This window comes from Bradyrhizobium glycinis (genome assembly GCF_016031655.1).
Lineage (GTDB): Bacteria > Pseudomonadota > Alphaproteobacteria > Rhizobiales > Xanthobacteraceae > Bradyrhizobium > Bradyrhizobium glycinis.
This window is the reverse complement of record NZ_JACCHQ010000019.1, coordinates 142,644-163,667: the sequence shown is the minus strand read 5'-3', so window position 1 is coordinate 163,667 and position 21,024 is coordinate 142,644. Positions and strand designations below refer to the sequence as shown.

Genomic DNA, 21,024 nt, shown 5'->3' with positions numbered 1-21,024 from the left:
GCGGCGGCCTCGTCGGCGAGCTTGCCGCCCGCTTCGAGCTTCTGCACCATCTCGGTCGCCTTGGCCTTCAGCTTGGCCGCGATCTGGTCCTGGCGCCAGCGCGCCTCGACCTGATCGCGGACCTCGTCGAGATTGCGGTCGCGCGAGGGCGTGATGGCGAGCACGTCGTACCAGACATAACCGCCCTTGAACGAGATCGCGTCGTTGTCGACGCCGACATCGGTGTTGAAGGCCTGCGACACCACGTCGAGGCCCTGCGGAATGTTGGCGACGGGCTGGCCGTTCGGGGCGCGGCCAGAGCGGTCGACGGCCTCGATGGTCACGGCGGCGAGGCCGAGCTTCTGCGCCGCGTCGATCACGCTGGAGCCGCCGCCACGCTCGTCTTCCATCTTGTCGCGGAGGTCGGCGACCTTGACGCGCGCACGGTCAGCCGCGATCTCGCGCTTGATGTCGCCGGCAAGCTTGGCGTAGTCGGCTTCGGCGCCCGGCTCGATCTTGTCGACCCTGACGATTGCGACGCCGAGCCCGCTCTGGATCGGCTGGCTGATTTCGCCGGCAGGCAGCGCGAACGCGGCTTCGCCGACGGCGGGCGTGAGCGACGACTTGGTCACCAGTCCGAGGTCCACGTCGGAGGCGCTCAGCCCACGTTCCTTGCCGATGTCCTCGAAGGACGTCCCGCCGACGAGGCGCTCGCGCGCGGCCTGCGCTTCGGCAACGTTCGGAAACACGATCTGCTGGATCTGGCGCTTCTCCGGCGTGCCCAGCCGATCCTTGCGCTGCTCGAACACCTTCCGGGCATCCTCGTCCGAGACCTCGGTCCATTTGCCGATCTCTTCCGGCGAGACCACGACGAAGGAGATCTTGCGATATTCGGGCGCGCGGAACTGGACCTTGTGATCCTCGAAATAGGCGGCAAGCGCCTCGGGGGACGGCGGGTCGATCGGACCGGCCTGCGCGGCGTCGAGCCGGACGAATTCAATCGCGCGTTGTTCGTTCTGGTAGCGCGTCAGGACGTCGATCATGGCCTTCGGCGGCTCGAGGCCGGCGCCGACCGTGCCGGTGATCTGCCGGCGCAGCGATACCTTGCGCTGCTCGGCGACATAGCGCTGCTCGGTGTAGCCGAAATTGCGGATCAAGGCCTGGAAGCGATTGGCGTCGAAATTACCGCCGACGCCCTTGAAGTTGGGGTCGTTCATGATGAGCTGGCGGATCTGCTCGTCGGACTGGCCGAGGCCGAGCCGGCGCGCCTCTTCGTCGAGCGCGGCCTCGGCAATGGTCTGCTGCAGCACCTGGCGGTCAAGGCCGAAAGCGCGTGCCTGGTCGGGAGTCAATGGACGGCCGAACTGGCGGCTGATCTGTTGCAGGCGGTCGGTGTAGATCTGGCGGAACTCGTTGAGCGAGATCTCCGTGCTGCCGACCTTGGCAACCGTGGACTGCCCGAAGCCCTTGAAGATGTCGGCGATGCCCCAAATGCCGAAACTGACGATCAACACGCCCATCACCACGGCCATAATGGTCTTGCCGAGCCAGTTCGATGAGGCCTTGCGCATTCCTCGGAGCATTTGGTCCAACTTGTTTGGTCAGGAGGGGAACGGAGCGCGTCTTAATGCAGATTCCGCAAAAGCGCGTCACCAAATTGATAGATCATCATAAAGTGGCGGCTTTCCCCCCGCAACCTCGCCTCGGGCGACCGCTTGAAGCTGCGGCTAAAGGGCCTCTGGTCTCTGGAACTGCGGGAGCACCTCTGCTAGCGCATGAACAAACCTCATTCTCTGGATACTGACATGACCGACGCCATCCGGCCGCTGATCGCGGGCAATTGGAAAATGAACGGCCTGAAAGCCCAGGCTGCTGAATTCGACGCCATGCTCAACGGCGCGGCAGACGTGGCTGATAAGGCCGACCTGCTGGTCTGCCCGCCGGCGACCTTGGTTGCGGCGTTCGCCGAGAAGGCGCGCGACAAGAAGGTCGCGGTCGGGGCCCAGGACTGCCATCCCAAGGCCTCCGGCGCTCATACCGGCGATATCGCCGCCGAAATGCTCGCCGATGCGGGCGCGACCGCCATCATCGTCGGCCATTCCGAGCGCCGCGCCGACCATGGCGAGGGCGACGCGCTGATCCGGCACAAGGCCGAGGCGGCCTGGCGCGCGGGGGCCATTGCGATCGTCTGCATCGGCGAAACGCAGGGCCAGCGTGACACCGGCCAGACCCTGGACATCCTGCGCGGCCAGCTCGCCGGCTCGCTGCCGGATGGCTCGACGGCCGCCAATCTGGTCGTGGCCTATGAGCCGGTCTGGGCGATCGGCACCGGGCTGACCCCCACAACCAAGGATGTCGAGCAGATTCATGGGTTTATCCGGGAACTCCTGACCTCCCGGTTCAAGGCTGAGGGCGCGAAGATGCGAATCCTCTACGGCGGCTCGGTCAAGCCCTCGAACGCAGCGGAGCTGATGGCGGTGAAGAACGTCAATGGTGCGCTGGTCGGCGGTGCCAGCCTGAAAGCGGCCGATTTCCTTGCCATAGCCAAGGGCTGCCCTAACTAAACGCTGCGACCCCGAACCGTGGGTCCCAAGCACGATCGGGGTGGCAATGCCACCTCCGATCGTGTAACACCGCGCAACTTCAGGAAAACCCGCGAAGCGCGATCGGCCGCCGTCAGGCGCCGCCCGCTTGTGACGGAAGGATATCATGCAGACCGTTGTCATCGTCATCCACCTCATGATCGTCGCCGTCATGATCGGCGCCGTCCTGCTCCAGAAGTCGGAAGGCGGCGGCCTCGGCATGGGCGGCGGCGCGGGCTTCATGTCGAGCCGCGGCACGGCGAACCTTCTGACGCGGACCACCGCGATCCTAGCCGTCGGCTTCTTCCTCACCAGCCTGTTCCTGTCCTGGTATGCCGGTTACGACCGCAAGCCGTCGTCGATCATCGGCCAGCCTTCGCAGACCCAGCCGGCCGGCGGATCGCCGATCGCGCCGCCGACCTCGGGCGGCATCCTGGATTCGCTGAAGAAGGCCGACGAGCAGCAGCAGGCACCGGCTCCGACCGGTCCTCAGGTGCCGCGCTCGCAATAAAGCAGGGGGGCCATGCAGGGCGGTGGCTACCGTCCTGCATCAACAATCCCCATCAAGGCACTGTCATCACTCTTCGTTTCGGCTCACCCACAGGCCCGCAAAATCTTTGGGGCGGAAGACGAATCGCTTTGGCGAATCGTATTTTGGGGATTAGAGGTTAAGTCCCATGGCGCGGTACATATTCATCACCGGCGGCGTGGTTTCTTCGCTCGGCAAGGGTCTGGCTTCGGCGGCATTGGGTGCCCTGTTGCAGGCCCGGGGCTACAAGGTCCGCCTCCGCAAGCTCGACCCCTACCTCAACCTCGATCCCGGAACGATGTCGCCGTATCAGCACGGCGAAGTGTTCGTGACCGACGACGGCGCGGAGACCGATCTCGATCTCGGTCACTACGAGCGCTTCACCGGTAGGCCGGCGACCAAGGCCGACAACATCACCACGGGACGCATCTACCAGGACATCATCTCCAAGGAGCGCCGCGGCGATTATCTCGGCGCGACCATCCAGGTGGTTCCGCACGTCACCAACGCCATCAAGGAATTCGTCCTCGACGGCAACGACGATTACGACTTCGTGCTGGTCGAGATCGGCGGCACCGTCGGCGACATCGAGGGCCTGCCGTTCTTCGAGGCGATCCGCCAGCTCAAGAACGAGCTGCCGCGCGATCACGCCGTCTACATCCATCTGACGCTGCTGCCCTACATTCCGAGCGCCGGCGAATTGAAGACCAAGCCGACGCAGCACTCGGTGAAGGAGCTGCGCTCGATCGGCATCCAGCCGGATATCCTGCTCTGCCGCACCGATCGCGAGATCCCGAAGGAAGAGCGGCGCAAGCTCGGGCTGTTCTGCAACGTACGCGAAAGCGCCGTGATCGAGGCGCGCGACGTCGACAACATCTACGCGGTCCCCGAGGCCTATCATAATGCGGGTCTCGACGACGAAGTGCTCGCCGCCTTCGGCATCGCCTCGCGGATTCCGCCGGAGCTGCGCAGCTGGCAGGAGATCAACGAGCGCATCCGCAACCCCGAGGGCAACGTCACCATCGCCATCGTCGGCAAGTACACCGGCATGAAGGATGCATACAAATCGCTGATCGAGGCGCTCTCGCACGGCGGCATCGCCAACAAGGTCAAGGTCAATCTCGACTGGATCGAGAGCGAGATTTTCGAGAAGGAAGATCCGGCGCCGTTCCTCGAGCACGTCAACGGCATCCTGGTGCCGGGCGGATTCGGCCAGCGTGGTGCGGAGGGCAAGATCAAGGCGGCGCAGTTCGCGCGCGAGCGCGACGTGCCGTATTTCGGCATCTGCTTCGGCATGCAGATGGCGGTGATCGAGGCCGCGCGAAACCTTGTCGGCATCGAGGACGCCAACTCCACCGAGTTCGGCCCGACCAAGGAGCCGCTGGTCGGCCTGATGACGGAATGGCTGCGCGGCAACGAGCTCGAGAAGCGTTCGCAGGCCGGCGACCTCGGTGGCACGATGCGGCTTGGCGCCTATCCGGCAACGCTCAGTCGCGGCAGCCGGGTCTCGCAGGTCTATGGCGGCGCCACCGAAATCTCCGAGCGTCACCGCCACCGCTACGAGGTCAACACCGCCTACAAGGCCCGCCTCGAGCAGCACGGCTTGAAGTTCTCAGGCCTCTCGCCTGACGGGGTGCTGCCTGAAATCGTCGAGTACGAAGATCATCCCTGGTTCATCGGCGTCCAGTTCCACCCCGAGCTGAAGTCGCGCCCCTTCGAGCCGCATCCGCTGTTCGCCTCGTTCATCGAGGCGGCGGCGAAGCAGAGCCGGCTGGTGTAGCCGGCTCGGACCTTCCTGCCGAAGTCTTGCTCGCACGTCCGGCTACGCCGCCGCGACATCCATCCTGCGGCAGAAGCACGATGCCTTGATCGGCACCTCCGCCCGCGCCTGGGCGAGGTCAAGGCGCTGCTTGATCAGCGGCCTCTCGGCCTTGTCGCCACGCCGCATGAGACATTCGTGCAAGCCGTGAAGCGACCACAGATTATCGGGATGCTGGCAGGCCCGGCTCAGTTTTCCATCGAGGCCGAGATCGGAACGGTACACCGCCTCGGCTTCCTCGATCCGTCCCTGCTCCAGCAGCAGAGCGCCGAGTGCGTGACGCGGTGGCTGCATCCATCCCCACGGCTCATCATAGGGCAGGGCGTCGCTGAGCGCGACGGATCGGCGCAGCTCAGCGAACGCAAAGTCGAAGTTGGCTTTGCGATATTCCAGTTCGCCATTCAACATGGCTTCGGCCACGCCAAGCAGGGCGACGACCTTGTTGTTGTGCACGAGCCGGCTCTCCGGCACGCGCGTCTTCGCCTGTGCGAACAGCGCTTTCTCGGTTTCGGCGTCGGCGACGTGGCCAAGCGCCGAATGAGCCACCGCCTTCGCGTAGTGGATCATCGCCGTCACCGAGCAGTATAGCTGGCGATCCTCCGGCAGCTGTTGGGCAATGATGTCGTGCCATTTGCCGAAACGCACGAGAACGTGCTGCTTCATCGTCAAATAGCCTTCCAGGAAGTCCGCCATGGGGGGCGATTGAATGCGCAGCACTGGCTCGGGCACGGTGGCAATGAGTTCCTCGGCCGCTGCGATCGCGGGGGCGTATTGACCCAGGAACATCGCGCCGTAGATGGCGAAGTGGAAGTTGTGGATGACATAGACCAGGTAGACACCCGGATCGTCCGAATAAGCGAGGAACCTGCGGTCGGTCGCCAGTGCCTTCTGATTATAGAGCAGGACGTCGTTGTACTGCCCGCACAGCACGTCGAGATGCGTCGGCATGTGGATCAGATGGCCGCTATCGGGGACGATCGCGCCGCAGCCGGTCCCCAGCCCGCATCGCCCGTTGCGGGAAGGGCGACATCTCCATGAGGTGGACGTAGAGATGGAGCAGCCCCGGATGATTCCACGCAGCCGGCCATCGATCGAAAGCTTGTTCGAGCACGGCCCTGCATTCCTCAGTGCCGGCGCCCTTGGTGGGTTCTCCAGACTCGAGGTCCCACATCAGCCACGGCGTCTCGTTCATGATCGATTCGGCAAAGATGGCTCGGACCTCGAGATCGTCGGGATACGTGGCGAAGACCTTTCGCATCTCTCGCGTGAAGGCCTTGTCCCACGGGCCATGTCCTCGATCGCTTCGCGCTGCGGATAGCGCGCCGACAAGGCGCGGATCAGCGCTTGCTCGACCGGGCTTGCCTTATCCGCCCGCGCGAGCGCGTCCTGCGTCGCATCGTATGACGCCGCGAGCGCCAATTGACGGCCTTGCGCGTCATAGCGGACCCAGGGCAGGTTGTAGTTGGGACCCGCGGCGTAGCCGATGCCCCAATGCGCCATGGCGCAGCTGCTATCGAACTCGAGCGCCTTGCGAAAACATTTGATCGCCTCGCCGTGGTTGAATCCGAACACCCAGTTGAGCCCTCGGTCAAACCAGAGCTGCGCATCCGGCGAAGTCGTGGTGATTTTGCGGCTGTAGGGTCCGAGATCAAAATAGGTCATTGCCTTCGCCCCCTTTGATCGCTTCGGTTTCGCCGATTGCTCTCGGGCCTTCGGCGGTGATAAGCCCGGACCGAGCCTGCACATTATCAAGAGCGCCGGCCCCGCGCTATCGAGCTATGCGCGAAACGCCATGAGGGGCCCCCGGGTGAGGCTCAAGACAGAGTTGTGGCCAGCGGGTATAACCGCCGCTCCTGTCAGGGAGGAGCATGAATGATCTACGAAATGCGCCAGTATCGTTGCATGCCCGGCCGATTGCCGGCGCTGCTGAAGCGCTTTGAGACCGCCACGCTGAAGATCTGGGAAAAGCACGGCATCAAGCAGGCCGGGTTCTTCACCACTCTGATCGGCGAATCCAACCAGGAGCTGACCTATTTCCTGGCCTGGGACTCGCTCGCCGAGCGCGAGAAGAAGTGGGGCGCGTTCATGACCGATCCGGACTGGATGAAGGCGCGCGCCGAGAGCGAAGCCGACGGCCAGATCGTTGCCAACATCGTCAGCCAGATCCTGACGCCGACCGCCTTCTCGGCGGTGAAGTAGCAGGCGGCGCCAGGGAACCCTGGCGCAACCCTGATATTCGAAGAGCCCGGGCCGAATGGGGTTGATCCGACCCTCATGGCGGCTATGGTCGCGCCGAAACGAGGGATTTGCCTTGAGCTCTTCGAATTCAACGGCGGCGGTCGTCACCATCGGCAGGGTCAAATTCGGCAATGACCTGCCGATTGCGATCATTGCGGGGCCCTGCCAGCTCGAGAGCCGCCAGCATGCGCTGGAGGTCGCCTCCGCGCTGAAGGAGATCGCCGCGCGGCTGAACATCGGCCTCGTCTACAAGACCTCGTTCGACAAGGCCAACCGCACCAGCGCGGCTGCGGCGCGCGGGCTGGGCCTTGCGCAGTCACTGCCGATCTTCGCGGAGATCCGATCCTCGCTCGGCCTGCCTGTCCTGACCGACGTGCACGAAGCCACCCAATGCGCCGAGGTGGCGCAGGCCGTGGACATCCTGCAAATTCCGGCCTTCCTGTGCCGGCAGACCGATCTGCTGCTGGCGGCGGCTGCGACCGGCAAGGTCGTCAACGTCAAGAAGGGCCAGTTCCTGGCGCCCTGGGACATGGCCAATGTCGTCGCCAAGATTACCAGCGCGAACAATCCGAACGTGCTCGTCACCGAGCGCGGTGCGTCCTTCGGCTACAACACGCTCGTCTCCGACATGCGCGCGCTACCGATCCTGGCACGCACCACCGGCGCGCCCGTCATCTTCGACGCCACCCATTCGGTGCAGCAGCCGGGCGGGAAGGGGACGTCCTCGGGCGGTGAGCGCGAATTCGTCCCGGTGCTGGCGCGTGCAGCTGTCGCGGTCGGCGTTGCCGGCGTCTTCATAGAGACCCATCCCGATCCCGATCGCGCGCCGTCGGACGGCCCCAACATGGTGCCGCTGCGCGAGTTCGAGGGGCTTATCGCCCGGCTGATGGCGTTCGACGCGCTGGCAAAGAATCCGCGTTGATGCAGAAGAGCGAGGCGCAGCCGCAAGATCACGGCTTGCCGACGGCGCTTTACGTCATATCAGGCGCAAGCTTTGCTGCTGCCTTGTCGGCCCGCGCGCTCGATCCGGTGCTGCCGCACGTCGCCGAGGATTTTGGCGTCAGCATCGCGACCGCCGCGGGCTTTGCCGCGGTGTTCGCCTTCACCTTCTCGATCATCCAGCCGATTATCGGTGCCGCCGCCGACCTGTTCGGCAAGACGCGGCTGATGATCGGCTGCCTCGCGCTGCTCGGCCTTGCCAACATCCTGGGCGCATTCTCGACGTCGTTTTCGGTTCTGTTTGCGACCCGCATCCTCGCGGGCATCGGCTCCGGCGGCGTATTTCCGGTGGCGCTCAGCCTGACCAGCGATCTCGTCGGGCCCGAGAAACGCCAGGTTGCGATCAGCCGCACGCTCGCCGGCGCAATGACCGGCAATCTGCTCGGCGCCTCGGCCTCCGGCCTGATCGGCGATTTCCTCGGCTGGCGCGGCGTGCTGGCGGTGCTCGGTGCGCTCGTGATCGTCGCATCGATCGCGGTCGCCGCCGGCTTTCGTGGCGCCAAGGTCAAGCATCCGCCGAAGACGAGCCTGTCGGCGTTGAAGGCCGGCTATCGCACCATCTTCACCAACCCGAATGCCTATGTCTGCTATTCGGCTGTGTTCATCGAAGGCTGCTGCGTGCTCGGGCTGTTTCCTTACATCGCTTCGTTCCTGTTCGAGCTCGGCCAGACCTCGCTGTCGATCGCTGGCATTGTCATCGCCGGCTTTGCGGTCGGCGGCCTGTTCTACACGCTCACGGTGTCGCGCCTGCTGCCTTGGCTCGGCGTGAAGGGCATGATGATCGCAGGGATGACACTGGTCGCCTCACAGCTCATCGCCGTCGCCTTCGGTCCACGCTGGGAAGTGCAGGCGCTGAATCTTATCGTGATGGGCTGGGGCTTCTACATCGCCCATGGCTGTCTCCAGGTCTTCGCCAGCGAGCTCTCGGTCGAGGCGCGCGCCACCGCAATGTCGCTGCATTCGTTCTTCTTCTTCATGGGACAGACGGTGGGACCTCTCGCCTATGGCTTCGGGCTCCAGCATGCCGGCAAGATGGCGACCCTGTCTGCGAGCGCCGCGATCATGGTGTTGCTCGGCCTCGTCTGCGCGCGGCTGCTCAAGCAGCGGGCGCCGTCAGATGCCCGCGTCTGAGGGCGCGTCCGGGAGAAGCGCCCTTTCAAGAAGCTTCGCGAGCGGTCTTTGAGGGCGCTCAGGCGCTCGCGTGGGCCTCCTGCCAGAGGTCAAGCACCTCGTGCCGCGTAATGCCACGGGTGATGAACACGATGCGCGAACGGCGGTCGGCATTGGGCCATTTTGCAAGCGCCACCGGCGGATGGAAGACGTGATGGACGCCATGGACCGCGACCGGCGTCGCTTCATCGCGAAGATTCAAGATGCCCTTGACCCGCAGCAGGTCCTCTCCCCGGGTGGCGCGCAGATGCGCGAGCCAGCGCGATACGGCCATCCAGTCAAGGGGATCGTCGAACGCGATCATGAAGCTAAGGATCGATGCATCGTGGCTGTGATGCGCCTGATGGGCATGACCGTCATCGTGATGATGGCCGCGCTCATGCGCCGCCTTGGCAAAGTCGGCGAACGCCTGCTCGTTGAGCCAACGCTCGATGTCGGCTGTCTTCTTTTCGGGGTCAATGAGGGCGGCGCCGAACAGTTGGGCCGGATCGACCTCGCCATGCACCACGCTCTCGATCCTGGCGCCAGGATTGAGGCGACGAAGTCGCAAGTCCAGTGCGACAGTGTCCTTGACCAAATCGCGCTTGGTGATCAGCAGGCGGTCTGCGAGCGCGACCTGCTTTACCGCCTCGTATTGGCGGTCGAGCTGCCGCGCTGCATTGACTGCGTCGACGGTCGTCACCACGGTGTCTAGCCGCAGGAAATGCGAGACCAAAGGGTTGTTCAGCAGCAGCTGAGCGATGGGAGCGGGGTCAGCCAACCCCGTTGTCTCAACCAAAATCCTGCGGAACGGCGATACCTCGCCGCGATCGCGGCGCACCAGCAGCGCGCGCAGGGTTTCTTCCAGATCGCTGCGAATAGTGCAGCAAATACAACCACTCGCAAGCACGGCGACTTCGCCGTCGACACGTTCCACGAGGAGGTGGTCGAGGCTGACCTCGCCATATTCGTTGATGACGACAGCGCTGTCCTTCATCGCGTCATGGCGCAACAGGCGGTTGAGCAGTGTCGTCTTGCCGCTGCCAAGAAAGCCGGTGATCAGTGACACCGGAGTCCGCTCGGCGGATTTGTCGCTCTCGAACAGGCTCATCGGCGTCCTCAACCCTGGTCTTATTTTTGTCGCTGGACAACAGCCTAATCGAGGACGAGCATTCCGAAAACAGGATCTTAAGCCCGATCTCAAAGGGCACAACCCGGGAGGAAACGATGGACGGTACCAAAGGCGATGAAGAGAAGGGCGGGGCCGCGACCGATCGGCGGACATTGCTCCGCACGGCAGGCCTTGCTGGTGCGGCTGGGGCGGCATTCGCAGGTGCGATGCACGGCAAGTTCTCACTCGCACCGATCACAGCGGCGCAGGCCCAAACCGCAGCGATGCCAAAGGGCGTGGACAAGCCTTGGTGGCCCTCGAAATGGGGCAAAGACGACGAGGCTGGCGCGTCGAACCACATGACGCCGCAGAAGGTTCTCGATGCCGTGAAGTGGATCAAGGATGGCAAGATCTACAAGATCGGCCGCGTTTACGAGCAAGGCATGCCGTTGTTCGGCGCCCGCGCATTCTCGTTGCGCATTCCGGGCGGGCCGACTGGCGGCCCGTTCGGCGACAACAAGCTCGTCTATCACGACGAGTTTCTCGCCACCGAAATCGGCCAGACCGGTACACAATTCGACGGGCTCGGGCATATCGGCATCCAGATGGGTAAGGACGGCGACAAGAGCGAGATGCGCTTCTACAACGGCTTCAGCGCCGCCGAGATCAGCGACGCCTACGGCCTGAAGAAGCTTGGCGCCGAGAAGCTCAAGCCGTTGTTCACACGCGCCCACCTGATCGATATGGTCGCGCTGAAGGGCGGCATGATGGACGCGGGCCAGGAGATCACCTCGGCCGATATCAAGGCGGCGCTCGCGAAGCAAAACATCGCGGAGAACGACATCAAGCCTGGCGATGCGATCATGTTCCACACCGGCTGGGGCTCCCTGTGGATGAAGAACAACGATCGCTACAATAGCGGTGAGCCTGGAATCGGCCTCGATGCCGCCAAGTGGATCATCGAGAAGGATCTCGCGCTGACTGCGGCTGACACCTGGGCGGTCGAAGTGGTGCCCAATCCCGACAAGTCGCTCGCCTTCGTGGTTCACGCCGAATTGCAGACCAAGCACGGCATCCTCAACCACGAGAACCTGATCTTTGACGAGTTGATTGCCGACAAGAAGTACCAGTTCGTCTACTGCTTCACGCCGGCGCCGATCAAAGGCGCTACCGGCAGCAATGGCTGTCCAATCGCGATCACCTGACGCGGATACAAAAGCGTGTGGGCGGGACGTCCCCGCCCACCACGCGAAGGGCCGCTCCCCACCACGACACCATCAGCCCGGTATACATGGCACACGAATTGCTTCGTTTCTGAGCAAATCGAGGTGTGAGACCGTGGACGTCCAGACCAGCCATTCGGCCAGCGTAGCCGGTCCGGCCCGTTCGACCGGATATCTCACCAAGCCGCCGCTGCGGCGTTTCCTCGCCGATTGTCACGCCGAATTCCGAACCGACAATTCCGGCGAGCTTGCCGACTACATTCCCGAGCTGAAGCGCGCCAGTCCCGATCATTTCGGCATCGCGCTCGTCACCATCGACGGCCATGTCTACGAGGTCGGCGACAGCGAGGTGCCGTTCACGATCCAGTCGGTGTCCAAAGCCTTCGTGTTCGCGCTGGCGCTGGAGATGGTCGGCGAGGCGCGCGTCTCGGCCACGATCGGCGTCGAGCCGAGCGGCGAGGCCTTCAACTCGATCCGGCTCACCAACGACAACCGTCCCTTCAATCCCATGGTCAATGCCGGCGCCATCGCCTGCTCGGGCCTGATCTATGAGGTCGAAGGGAAGGGGGCCTTCGAGCGCGTCCGCGCCAAGCTCAGCGCGTTCGCCGGCCGCGAACTCGGGGTCGACGAGGCGGTGCACGCCTCGGAAACCGCGACCGGCAACCGGAATCGGGCGATTGCCTGGCTGCTGCGGAATTACGCGGTGCTGCCCGACGACGTCGATGCCGTGCTCGACGTCTATTTCCGCCAATGCGCGATCCTGGTGACCGCGCGCGACCTCGCGGTGATGGCGGCAACGCTCGCCAATCGCGGCATCAATCCGGTGACGGGCGTGCAGGTGATCACGCCGCATGTCGTCGCGCGCACGCTCTCGGTGATGACGAGCTCGGGCATGTACGACTATGCCGGCGAGTGGACCTATCGCGTCGGCATTCCCGCCAAGAGCGGCGTCGGCGGCGGCATCGTCGCGGCGCTGCCCTCGCAGCTCGGGCTCGGCACCTTCTCGCCGCTGCTCGACAACCATTTCAACAGCGTGCGCGGCCTGAAGGTCTGCGAGGCGCTGTCGGCCCGGTTCGACCTGCACATGCTCAATCGCAACGCAGACGTCCGCACCAGCATCATGGCCGATTACGACGTCTACGGCATCTCCTCGCGTCGCAGCCGCCAGCCTCACGAGCAGCAGATCCTCGACGAACGGCACAGTGACATCCGCGTGCTCGAGCTGGTCGGCGCGATGAATTTCGCCACGATCGACTATGTCACGCGAAGGCTCACCAGCGAGCCGCCGAACGCACCGCTGCTGATCATCGACTTCCGCCGCGTCCCCGACATCACCGCGGCCGGCGCTGCGCTACTCGGCGAGACGCTGACCGCGCTCGGCAATGCCGGCGTCACCGCCATTCTGTCCGGTTTCGAGGGCACCTCCGCGGTGTGGAGCGCGATTGCCGCAGGCACCGCCGAGCCGCGCCGCCTGCGCCGCTTCGCGCTGCTCGACGATGCCATCGAATGGGCCGAAGACCAGGTGATCTACCGCTTCGGCGGCTTCACCGATCTCAAGGAGAGCGCACAGCTCGGCGAGCAGGCGCTGCTCGCCGAGCTCGACGCCGAGGAGATCGCTGCCATCGTCAAGCTGTCGACCACGCGGCATTACGCGGCCGGCCAGCGCATCATTGCGGCCGGCGAGCCCGCCAATTCGCTGTTCTTTCTCCAGAGCGGCATGGTCAGCGTGAAGCTGCGCAGCGGCGTGCGGCTCGCCTCGCTTGCGCCCGGCATGGAATTCGGCGAGATGGCGATCCTGGAGCAAAGCCGCAGCGCCGACGTCTTCGCCGACACGCCCGTCACCTGCCTCGAGCTGCCGCTCGACAGCTTTGCCGATTACCGGCGGCTGCACCCGGAAACATCGTTGAAGATCATGCGCAACCTCGCCGCCATCCTGGCGCGGCGGCTGGTGCTGGCGAATGCCAAGGTGGACTTGCTGAGCGCCTATTAGCCCCGCCCGCGATAGGGCGCGACGCCTTGCTCGGGCACCCAGAGTCCCTTCGGGACGCGGCCGGTCTGCCAGAACACATCGATCGGGATGCCGCCGCGCGGATACCAATAGCCGCCGATGCGCAAGAATTTCGGCTTGATCTCGGAGGCGATGCGCTTGCCGATCGTCACGGTGCAGTCCTCGTGGAAGGCGCCGTGATTGCGGAAGCTCGCGATGTACAGCTTGAGCGATTTCGACTCCAAGAGCCACGCCCCCGGCGCGTAGTCGATCATCAGATGCGCGAAATCCGGCTGGCCTGTGACCGGGCAAAGCGAGGTGAATTCCGGCACGGTGAAGCGCACCAGATAGTCCGTGCCTTTCTGCGGATTGGGCACGCGGTCGAGCTGGGCCTCTTCCGGTGTGTGCGGCCATTCGACCGCGCGGCCGAGCTGGAGGGACTTTTTCGCCATCGTCGTCACATCCTTTGGAGCATGATCCGGAAAAGTGGAGACCGGTTTTCCGAAAGATCATGCTCAACGAAGAAATGGGAGCGCGATAAGATCGCGCTCCAGAGGATGCCGGGATGGACGTAAATGCCGCTGCCGTCAACCAGCGGCGATCGTCTGGATCATGACGATGCGGTCGTTGCCGGACTCGCAGCCCCACAGCTCGCCCGGACGGCCGTCAAGCTGGCGGACATTGGCGTTGGCCTTGTCGCTGGCGAATACGTTGAACTTCTCGGTGGCGGGATCGAAGCGGACGATGGCGTTGGCGGAGAAATCGGTCAGCCAGACCTTGTCCCTCTCATCGACGTACACGGCATAGGCGCGGGGACGTTCGCCCGGCAGCTTCCAGGTCTTCCAGGAGCCGTCGGCGGGATCATGCACCGAGACGTGGCCGCTGTTCCACTCGCTGACCCAGATCCGGCCTCTCGAATCCGACCAGACGCGCCGTGAACCCTGGTTCGGGGTCGGCGGCTCGACCACGGTCGCATTGCCGCCCGCGCGGTCGATTTTCGCGATATGGCTGCCGGCGAGAGAGGCGTACCAGACATCGCCCTTTGGCGTGACAGTGATGCCGTAGGGGCCGACCCCCTTCGGCGCCTTGAACACATTCATCTCGCCGGTCTTCGGAGACAGCCGGCCGTAATAGCCGGACTGCCCGGTGAACCAATAGGTGCCGTCCTTGTCGAACACGCCGGTATTGAGATTGGCGGAGGCGAACCTTTCCGGCAGGCGGAACAGCGTCACCTTGAGATCGGAAGGGTCGACGCGCGCAATCGCGTTCTGGCCGCCTTCGGTGATCCAGGGCGCGCCGTCGGGGCCGATGGTCACGCCGTGTGGGGCCGCGCCCTGGCCGAGGCTGACCGTCTTGAAACGGCCATCGCGTGGATCGAGACTGCCGAGCAGGCCCTTGCCCTGCGCCGTGAACCAGATGGTGCCGTCCGGGGCGGGCGTCAGATCGTGGAGGCCGATGCCCGGGCTGATGGGATAGTATCTCGTCCGGAACGGGCCTTCCTGCGCAAAACCTGGGCGGGCCGCGAGCAGCGCGGCGGTTGAGGCAAGAAATTGGCGGCGATTCATGGCGTTACCCCGACTGCTTGAGATTGAGGTTGGGCACGCGGACCAGATGCGGTCGAGCATATTCTGAGGCGCCTTGCGCGTCAGTCGAAGCGGTACGTCCAAGCGTTCACATTTGCTTGCGGCCCGTGTAAGACCCGCGGCACCGATCAGCCCTAACGAACGGAAGTGGACATCATGACCGCCATCATCGACATCATCGGCCGCGAAATTCTCGATAGCCGGGGCAATCCCACCGTCGAAGTCGATGTCGTGCTAGAGGACGGCGCGCTCGGCCGCGCCGCGGTTCCGTCCGGCGCCTCCACCGGCGCCCATGAGGCCGTGGAACTGCGTGACGGCGACAAGGCCCGCTATCTCGGCAAGGGCGTGACCAAGGCGGTCGGCGCCGTCAACGGCGAGATCTTCGAGGCCCTGAGCGGCCTCGATGTCGAGCAGCAGGCCCAGATCGACCAGATCATGATCGACCTCGACGGCACGCCGAACAAGAGCCGGTTAGGGGCCAACGCCATTCTCGGCGTCTCGCTGGCCTGCGCCAAGGCGGCCGCGAACTCGCTTGACATGCCGCTCTATCGTTACGTCGGCGGCACCTCCGCGCGCCTGCTGCCGGTGCCGATGATGAACATCATCAATGGCGGCGTGCACGCCGACAACCCGATCGATTTCCAGGAATTCATGATCCTGCCGGTCGGCGCATCCTCGTTCGCCGAAGGTCTGCGCTACGGCGCGGAAGTCTTCCACACGCTGAAGTCCGAATTGAAGAAGGCTGGCCACAACACCAATGTCGGCGACGAGGGCGGTTTCGCCCCGAACCTGCCGTCGGCGGACGCCGCGCTCGACTTCGTCATGAACGCGATCGGCAAGGCCGGCTTCAAGGCGGGCACCGACATCATGCTCGGCCTCGACTGCGCTTCGACCGAGTTCTTCAAGGCCGGCAAATACGTCTATGAGGGTGAGGGCAAGACCCGCTCGATCTCCGAGCAGGCGAAGTATCTTGCCGACCTCGTCGCGCGCTATCCGATCGTGACCATCGAGGACGGCATGTCGGAAGACGACATGGACGGCTGGAAGGAGCTCACCGACCTCATCGGCAAGAAGTGCCAACTGGTCGGCGACGACCTCTTCGTCACCAACGTCAAGCGCCTCGCCGAAGGCATCAAGACCGGCCGCGCCAACTCGATCCTGATCAAGGTCAACCAGATCGGCACGCTGACCGAGACGCTCGCAGCCGTCGAGATGGCGCACAAGGCCGGCTACACCTCGGTGATGTCGCACCGCTCCGGCGAGACCGAGGATTCCACCATCGCCGACCTCGCGGTCGCCACCAATTGCGGTCAGATCAAGACCGGCTCCCTCGCAAGGTCCGACCGGACCGCCAAATACAACCAGCTCCTGCGCATCGAGCAGCAGCTCGGCAAGCAGGCGCTCTATGGCGGCAGGGCGGCACTGAAGGCGCTGGCATAAGCCGGCGTCTCGATCCGCGCGAAGAGAAAGACAGGGGAGGATCGACATGAGTGACGGCAAGACCGGACTGGAATTGCGTTCGCTGCTGAAGAAGAGCGGCGAGCTGGAATTGTCCCTCGTGGAGGTCCCGACGCCGGAGCCGGCCGACGATGAGGTCGTGGTTCGCGTCGAGGCCACTCCGATCAACCCGTCCGATCTCGGGCTCCTGATCGGGCCGGCCGACATGTCGGCCGCCAAGGCCTCCGGCACCAAGGAGATGCCGGTCATCACGGCGACGATGCCGGAGGCGGCGATGCGGATGATGGCGGCGAGGTTCGATCAGTCGTTGCCGGTCGGCAACGAGGGCGCCGGCACGGTGATCCGGACCGGATCGTCGGACGCGGCCAAGGCCCTGATGGGCAAGACGGTGTCGATGATCGGCGGCGGGATGTACACGCAGTACCGCGTGCTCAAGGTCCGCGACGTCATGGAGCTGCCGCCGGGCACCACGGCGGCCGACGGCGCCTCCTGGTTCGTCAATCCGCTGACCGCACTTGGCATGACCGAGACGATGCGGCGGGAGAACCACAAGGCGCTCGTGCATACGGCCGCTGCGTCCAATCTCGGCCAGATGCTCAACAAGATCTGCATCAAGGACGGCATTGGCCTCGTCAATATCGTCAGGAACAAGGAGCAGGCCGACATCCTGCACAAGATCGGCGCCAAATACGTCGTGGATTCGACCGCGCCAAGCTTCATGGATGATCTCACCAACGCGCTGGTCGAGACCGGCGCCACCATCGCCTTCGACGCCATCGGCGGCGGCAAGCTGGCGAGCCAGATCCTGACCGCGATGGAGATCGCGGCCAACAAGACCGCGAAGGAATACAGCCGCTACGGCTCCAACGTGTACAAGCAGGTCTACATCTATGGCAGCCTCGACACCCGGCCGACGGAGCTGAACCGCTCGTTCGGGCTCAGCTGGGGCGTCGGCGGCTGGCTGCTCACGCCATTCCTTCAGAACATCGGCCCGGCCGAGATCGGCCGCCTGCGCCAGCGCGTGGCATCCGAGCTGAAGACCACCTTCGCCAGCCACTACACCAAGGTGGTGTCGCTCGCCGAGGCGCTCGATCCCGCCAATATCGCGGTCTACGCCAAGCGCGCCACCGGCGAAAAATTCCTCATCAACCCAAATAAATAATCGTGATATGGAACGGCACGTCATGAAGCAAGGACTTGCCTTCTGAGCGAAGCGGTGGATTATCCCGCCGCCGTTTCAAGCGGGAAAACCGCGGGGCGCTCAGAAGGGGACCTCTCGATGACTGATCTCAATCGCCGTCATTTGCTCACGGGCGCTGCCGCCCTCAGTGCGGCTGCTGTAACTGGCTTCGGGTCGACCACGGCCAATGCCTCAGTGCCACCAACCGGCACGCAGGCGCCGGGCTTCTACCGCTACAAGGTCGGCAGCTTCGAGTGCACCTCGATCAATGACGGCGCGCGCACCTTCCCGATGCCGGAGAAGTTCGTCGTCAACATTCCGAAGGATGAAGCGTTGGCAGCGGGCGAAGCGGCCTACATGCCGAAGGGCATGGTCACGGTGCCGTTCAATCCGCAGCTCATCAACACCGGCTCCAAGCTCGTGCTGATCGATACCGGCAACGGGATCGCGAATTTCGAACCGAGCAAGGGGGCGGTCGGCCGCACCTTGCAAAACCTTGCTGCCGCTGGCATCGAGCCGAAGAGCGTCGATATCGTGCTGCTGTCGCATCTGCATCCCGACCACACCAACGGCATCCGTCTCGCCGATGGCGCGCTCGCCTTCCCGAATGCGGAGATCATGGTGCCGGGCAAGGATTGGGAGTTCTGGAGCAGCGAGGACAACGCCGCCAAGGCCGAGTCCAATCCGATGATGAAGAACTACTTCGCCAACGTGAAGAAGACCTTCGCTGGCCTGGAGTCCAAGGTGACCAAGTACGAATGGGGCAAGGAGGTTGCGCCCGGCATCACCTCGATCGCGACGCCGGGGCACACGCCCGGCCATACCTCGTTCGCGGTCGCTTCTGGCGATGCCAAGGTGCTGATCCAGTCCGACGTCACCAACATTCCGGAATTCTTCCTGCGCAATCCGGATTGGCACGTGATGTTCGACAACGATGCCGCGTTGGCGCAGGCGACGCGCTACAAATTCTACGACATGGCGGCAGCGGAAAAGGCGACCGTGATCGGCTTCCACTTCGCGTTCCCGTCGGTCGGCCACGTCGAAAAGGACGGCGCTAAGTATCGCCTGATCCCCTCGGCCTGGAATCCGACGATCTGATCTGACGCGGACTTTTGCGCGATAGGTCGGGCCGATAGGTCGGGCCGCCGTTTGGCGGTCCCGACTATTTCGGGCGACCATCTGCTTTCGCGAAACGCAGCGTTTCCAAATCGGATCAGTTCATGCACTTGCATCTATCGGCCCGGATGGCTTAAGTGCCGTCCCGGCATTCCCGCTCAAGCCTTCAAGGACACCCAATGGCCTACAACATCGTCACGATCGCTGGCAGCCTGCGCGAGGACAGCTTCTCGCTCAAGATCGCCAATGCGCTCGCCAAGCTCGCGCCTGCCTCGCTCAAGCTCGAGGTGATCACGCCGGCGGGCATCTCGTTCTTCAACCAGGACCTCGAGGGCGCGCCGCCCGCGGACTGGCTCGCCTTCCGCGAGAAGCTCAAGACGTCGAACGGCGTCCTGTTCGTCACGCCCGAATACAACCGCTCGATCCCCGGCGTCCTGAAGAACGCCATCGACGTCGCCTCGCGGCCCTATGGCAAGAGCTCTTTTCTCGGCAAGCCGGTCGGCATCATCTCCAACTCGCCGGGTCCGCTCGGCGGCGTCAGCGCGGCCAAGCATCTGCAGACCATCCTGCCTGGCATTTCCGGTCCGATCCTTCAGCAGCCCGAAATCTATCTCAATGGCGTCGGCGATGCCTTCGATGCCGAGGGCAACCTGACCAAGGACTCGCTCAAGACGGTGCTGCAGCAATACATCGATGCCTTCGCCGCGCATGTGGCGAAGAATCAGGGCTGAGGCCGAACGACCCGGCGGCCATACAGCAGGTCTGCATCCCGAAGGACCAGGCCGATCAATGATCGGCCTGTCCGATCTGACCCCGAGAGCGCAGGTCTAGCTTGCCATGCGCCGCCTCAGGCTCTGGTAGAACGCCGTCTCGAAGTTCATGTAACCGATGAACGACGTTGGATCACCGAACGGGAGAATCTGGGTGGCCCAGAACCCGCCGACCCCATTCTGCCGGTCGATCCAGTAGAACAGGTTGGCGAGGCCGGCCCAGCCAAGCGCGCCGGCGGGACGTCCCGTCGGGGCTTCCTCGTCATTGATCATGAAGGTCAGCCCCCACGACTTGGACTGGCCCGGGAAGAACTCCGCGTCATTGCACAGCGCGGGAATGACGCCGGTGATCGGTGTCACCTTCTTGTCGCCGAGATGGTTCTTCTCGGCCATGCGCACGGTTTCGGCCTTCAGCACGCGGCCGTGCTCGCCCACTCCGTCATTCAACCACATGCGGATGAACCGCATGTAGTCGCCGACGGTGCCATAGAGCCCGTGACCGCCCATATGAACTTCTGGCTTGGCCGGCAGTTCGAAATCCATCGGCGCCAGCGAGCCGTCGGCACTTCGCGCGTGGATACCGGCCAGCCGTTGCCGCATCGGATCGGTCAGTTCGAAGGTCGTGTCCTTGATCCCGAGCGGTTCGAAGATGCGCGCCTTGAAGACGTCGCCGAGCCGTCGGTCCGCGATGGCTTCGACGATCTGGCCGCACCAATCGATGTTGGTCCCATAGTCCCAGCGCTCGCCCGGATCGAATAGGAGCGGGGTCATCAGGCAGGCTTTGGTCGCGGTGATCACGCTTGGCTGACCGTTTTCCTCGACCAGCCGATTGTAGGTGCGGTTGATGAAATCGTAGCTTAGTCCCGCGGTGTGCGTCATCAGCATGCGGGTGGTGATATCGCGCTTTGGCGGACGCAGGATCGGCTCGCCCCTGTCGTCAAAGCCATCGATCACCTGGAGCTTGCCAATCTCGGGCGCATAGCGCTTTGCAGGCGCGTCGAGATCGAGCTTGCCTTCCTCGACGAGTTGGAGGACCGCCGTACCGGTAATCGCCTTCGTCGTGGAGAAGATGGCGAAGATGCTGTCGGTCGTCATGTCGGCGGCAGAATCGAGACGGCGCTTGCCGGCCGCGCCCTCGTAGATGTTGCGGTAGCGGTTCGTCACCATCGCGACGACGCCCGGCACGCGCGGCGTCGAGGTAACGACGCCGTCGAGAACGGCGTCTGCCGTCGCACCAAAATTCATGATCATGATCATCCTCCCGTTCGGATTGGAATTGTCTGGTCGAGGTGTTTCGCGCG

At 64.0% G+C, this 21,024-nt stretch carries 19 protein-coding genes; 12 read left to right on the top strand and 7 right to left on the bottom strand.

Translation table 11 applies throughout. The annotated features are described in order from the left end of the window. The coding region (locus HZZ16_RS25160; protein WP_197952550.1) for a SurA N-terminal domain-containing protein at positions 1 to 1,562 on the bottom strand (1,562 nt) is incomplete at its 3' end. 222 nt (positions 1,563 to 1,784) lie between these two features. Between HZZ16_RS25160 and tpiA the strand changes: the two genes are divergently transcribed. From tpiA to pyrG, 3 genes are all read left to right on the top strand, one after another. After that, positions 1,785 to 2,543, top strand: a complete 759-nt coding sequence (gene tpiA, locus HZZ16_RS25155) for a triose-phosphate isomerase (protein ID WP_197952549.1) — start codon at positions 1,785 to 1,787, stop codon at positions 2,541 to 2,543. Positions 2,544 to 2,688: 145 nt separating this feature from the next. Then, positions 2,689 to 3,072 (top strand): preprotein translocase subunit SecG, encoded by a 384-nt coding sequence (gene secG / locus HZZ16_RS25150; RefSeq protein ID WP_036009912.1) that lies wholly within the window; start codon positions 2,689 to 2,691, stop codon positions 3,070 to 3,072. Between the two features lie 166 nt (positions 3,073 to 3,238). Beyond that, positions 3,239 to 4,870: a CTP synthase gene (gene pyrG, locus HZZ16_RS25145; protein WP_197952548.1), complete on the top strand. Its 1,632-nt coding sequence runs from the start codon at positions 3,239 to 3,241 to the stop codon at positions 4,868 to 4,870. Between the two features lie 42 nt (positions 4,871 to 4,912). Here the strand turns inward: pyrG and HZZ16_RS25140 are convergent, their stop codons facing one another. Together HZZ16_RS25140 and HZZ16_RS25135 are read right to left on the bottom strand one after the other, a co-directional pair. After that, the gene (locus HZZ16_RS25140) at positions 4,913 to 5,857 is read right to left on the bottom strand and encodes a tetratricopeptide repeat protein (protein WP_197952547.1); all 945 of its coding nucleotides are present in this window, start codon (positions 5,855 to 5,857) and stop codon (positions 4,913 to 4,915) included. 240 nt (positions 5,858 to 6,097) lie between these two features. Beyond that, complete coding sequence (locus tag HZZ16_RS25135) at positions 6,098 to 6,571, bottom strand: hypothetical protein (protein ID WP_197952546.1); 474 nt, start codon at positions 6,569 to 6,571, stop codon at positions 6,098 to 6,100. Between the two features lie 210 nt (positions 6,572 to 6,781). Between HZZ16_RS25135 and HZZ16_RS25130 the strand changes: the two genes are divergently transcribed. The 3 genes from HZZ16_RS25130 to HZZ16_RS25120 all read left to right on the top strand — a co-directional run bounded on the left by HZZ16_RS25130 (position 6,782) and on the right by HZZ16_RS25120 (position 9,277). Then, a complete protein-coding gene (locus tag HZZ16_RS25130) occupies positions 6,782 to 7,108 on the top strand; it encodes an NIPSNAP family protein (protein WP_197952545.1) in 327 nt (108 codons plus the stop codon). A 112-nt stretch (positions 7,109 to 7,220) separates the two neighbouring features. Beyond that, positions 7,221 to 8,069, top strand: a complete 849-nt coding sequence (gene kdsA / locus HZZ16_RS25125; RefSeq protein ID WP_197952544.1) for a 3-deoxy-8-phosphooctulonate synthase — start codon at positions 7,221 to 7,223, stop codon at positions 8,067 to 8,069. Next, positions 8,069 to 9,277 (top strand): MFS transporter, encoded by a 1,209-nt coding sequence (locus tag HZZ16_RS25120; protein ID WP_197952543.1) that lies wholly within the window; start codon positions 8,069 to 8,071, stop codon positions 9,275 to 9,277. The genes kdsA and HZZ16_RS25120 overlap by 1 nt, the downstream gene beginning before the upstream one ends. A gap of 58 nt (positions 9,278 to 9,335) precedes the next feature. On the opposite strand, the gene HZZ16_RS25115 is transcribed toward HZZ16_RS25120, so the two are convergent. Continuing rightward, positions 9,336 to 10,406: a CobW family GTP-binding protein gene (locus HZZ16_RS25115; protein WP_197952542.1), complete on the bottom strand. Its 1,071-nt coding sequence runs from the start codon at positions 10,404 to 10,406 to the stop codon at positions 9,336 to 9,338. Positions 10,407 to 10,522: 116 nt separating this feature from the next. On the opposite strand from HZZ16_RS25115, the gene HZZ16_RS25110 reads away from it, so the two are divergent. Further along, positions 10,523 to 11,611 carry a cyclase family protein gene (locus tag HZZ16_RS25110; protein WP_197952541.1) on the top strand — a complete coding sequence of 363 codons (1,089 nt, stop codon included), beginning with the start codon at positions 10,523 to 10,525 and terminating at the stop codon, positions 11,609 to 11,611. Between the two features lie 133 nt (positions 11,612 to 11,744). Further along, entirely contained in the window at positions 11,745 to 13,619 is a 1,875-nt protein-coding gene (gene glsA, locus HZZ16_RS25105) for a glutaminase A (protein WP_197952540.1), read from the top strand. Here glsA and queF read toward each other — a convergent pair. Together queF and HZZ16_RS25095 are read right to left on the bottom strand one after the other, a co-directional pair. Beyond that, complete coding sequence (gene queF, locus HZZ16_RS25100) at positions 13,616 to 14,068, bottom strand: preQ(1) synthase (protein ID WP_197952539.1); 453 nt, start codon at positions 14,066 to 14,068, stop codon at positions 13,616 to 13,618. The two genes, glsA and queF, sit on opposite strands and share 4 nt — an antisense overlap. A 135-nt stretch (positions 14,069 to 14,203) precedes the next feature. Next, positions 14,204 to 15,181 (bottom strand): Vgb family protein, encoded by a 978-nt coding sequence (locus HZZ16_RS25095; RefSeq protein ID WP_197952538.1) that lies wholly within the window; start codon positions 15,179 to 15,181, stop codon positions 14,204 to 14,206. A 174-nt stretch (positions 15,182 to 15,355) separates the two neighbouring features. Here HZZ16_RS25095 and eno point away from each other — a divergent pair, with 174 nt between their 5' ends. From eno to HZZ16_RS25075, 4 genes are all read left to right on the top strand, one after another. After that, positions 15,356 to 16,639, top strand: coding sequence for a phosphopyruvate hydratase (gene eno / locus HZZ16_RS25090; RefSeq protein WP_197952537.1), 1,284 nt, complete (start codon positions 15,356 to 15,358; stop codon positions 16,637 to 16,639). Between the two features lie 46 nt (positions 16,640 to 16,685). Next, positions 16,686 to 17,819: a zinc-binding dehydrogenase gene (locus HZZ16_RS25085; protein WP_197952536.1), complete on the top strand. Its 1,134-nt coding sequence runs from the start codon at positions 16,686 to 16,688 to the stop codon at positions 17,817 to 17,819. A 117-nt stretch (positions 17,820 to 17,936) separates the two neighbouring features. Further along, positions 17,937 to 18,935 carry an MBL fold metallo-hydrolase gene (locus HZZ16_RS25080; RefSeq protein WP_197952535.1) on the top strand — a complete coding sequence of 333 codons (999 nt, stop codon included), beginning with the start codon at positions 17,937 to 17,939 and terminating at the stop codon, positions 18,933 to 18,935. Positions 18,936 to 19,132: 197 nt separating this feature from the next. Then, the gene (locus HZZ16_RS25075; RefSeq protein WP_197952534.1) at positions 19,133 to 19,684 is read left to right on the top strand and encodes an NADPH-dependent FMN reductase; all 552 of its coding nucleotides are present in this window, start codon (positions 19,133 to 19,135) and stop codon (positions 19,682 to 19,684) included. Positions 19,685 to 19,780: 96 nt separating this feature from the next. Here the strand turns inward: HZZ16_RS25075 and acmB are convergent, their stop codons facing one another. Then, positions 19,781 to 20,974 (bottom strand): methyl acetate hydrolase AcmB, encoded by a 1,194-nt coding sequence (gene acmB, locus HZZ16_RS25070; RefSeq protein ID WP_197952533.1) that lies wholly within the window; start codon positions 20,972 to 20,974, stop codon positions 19,781 to 19,783. Positions 20,975 to 21,024 lie beyond the last annotated feature (50 nt).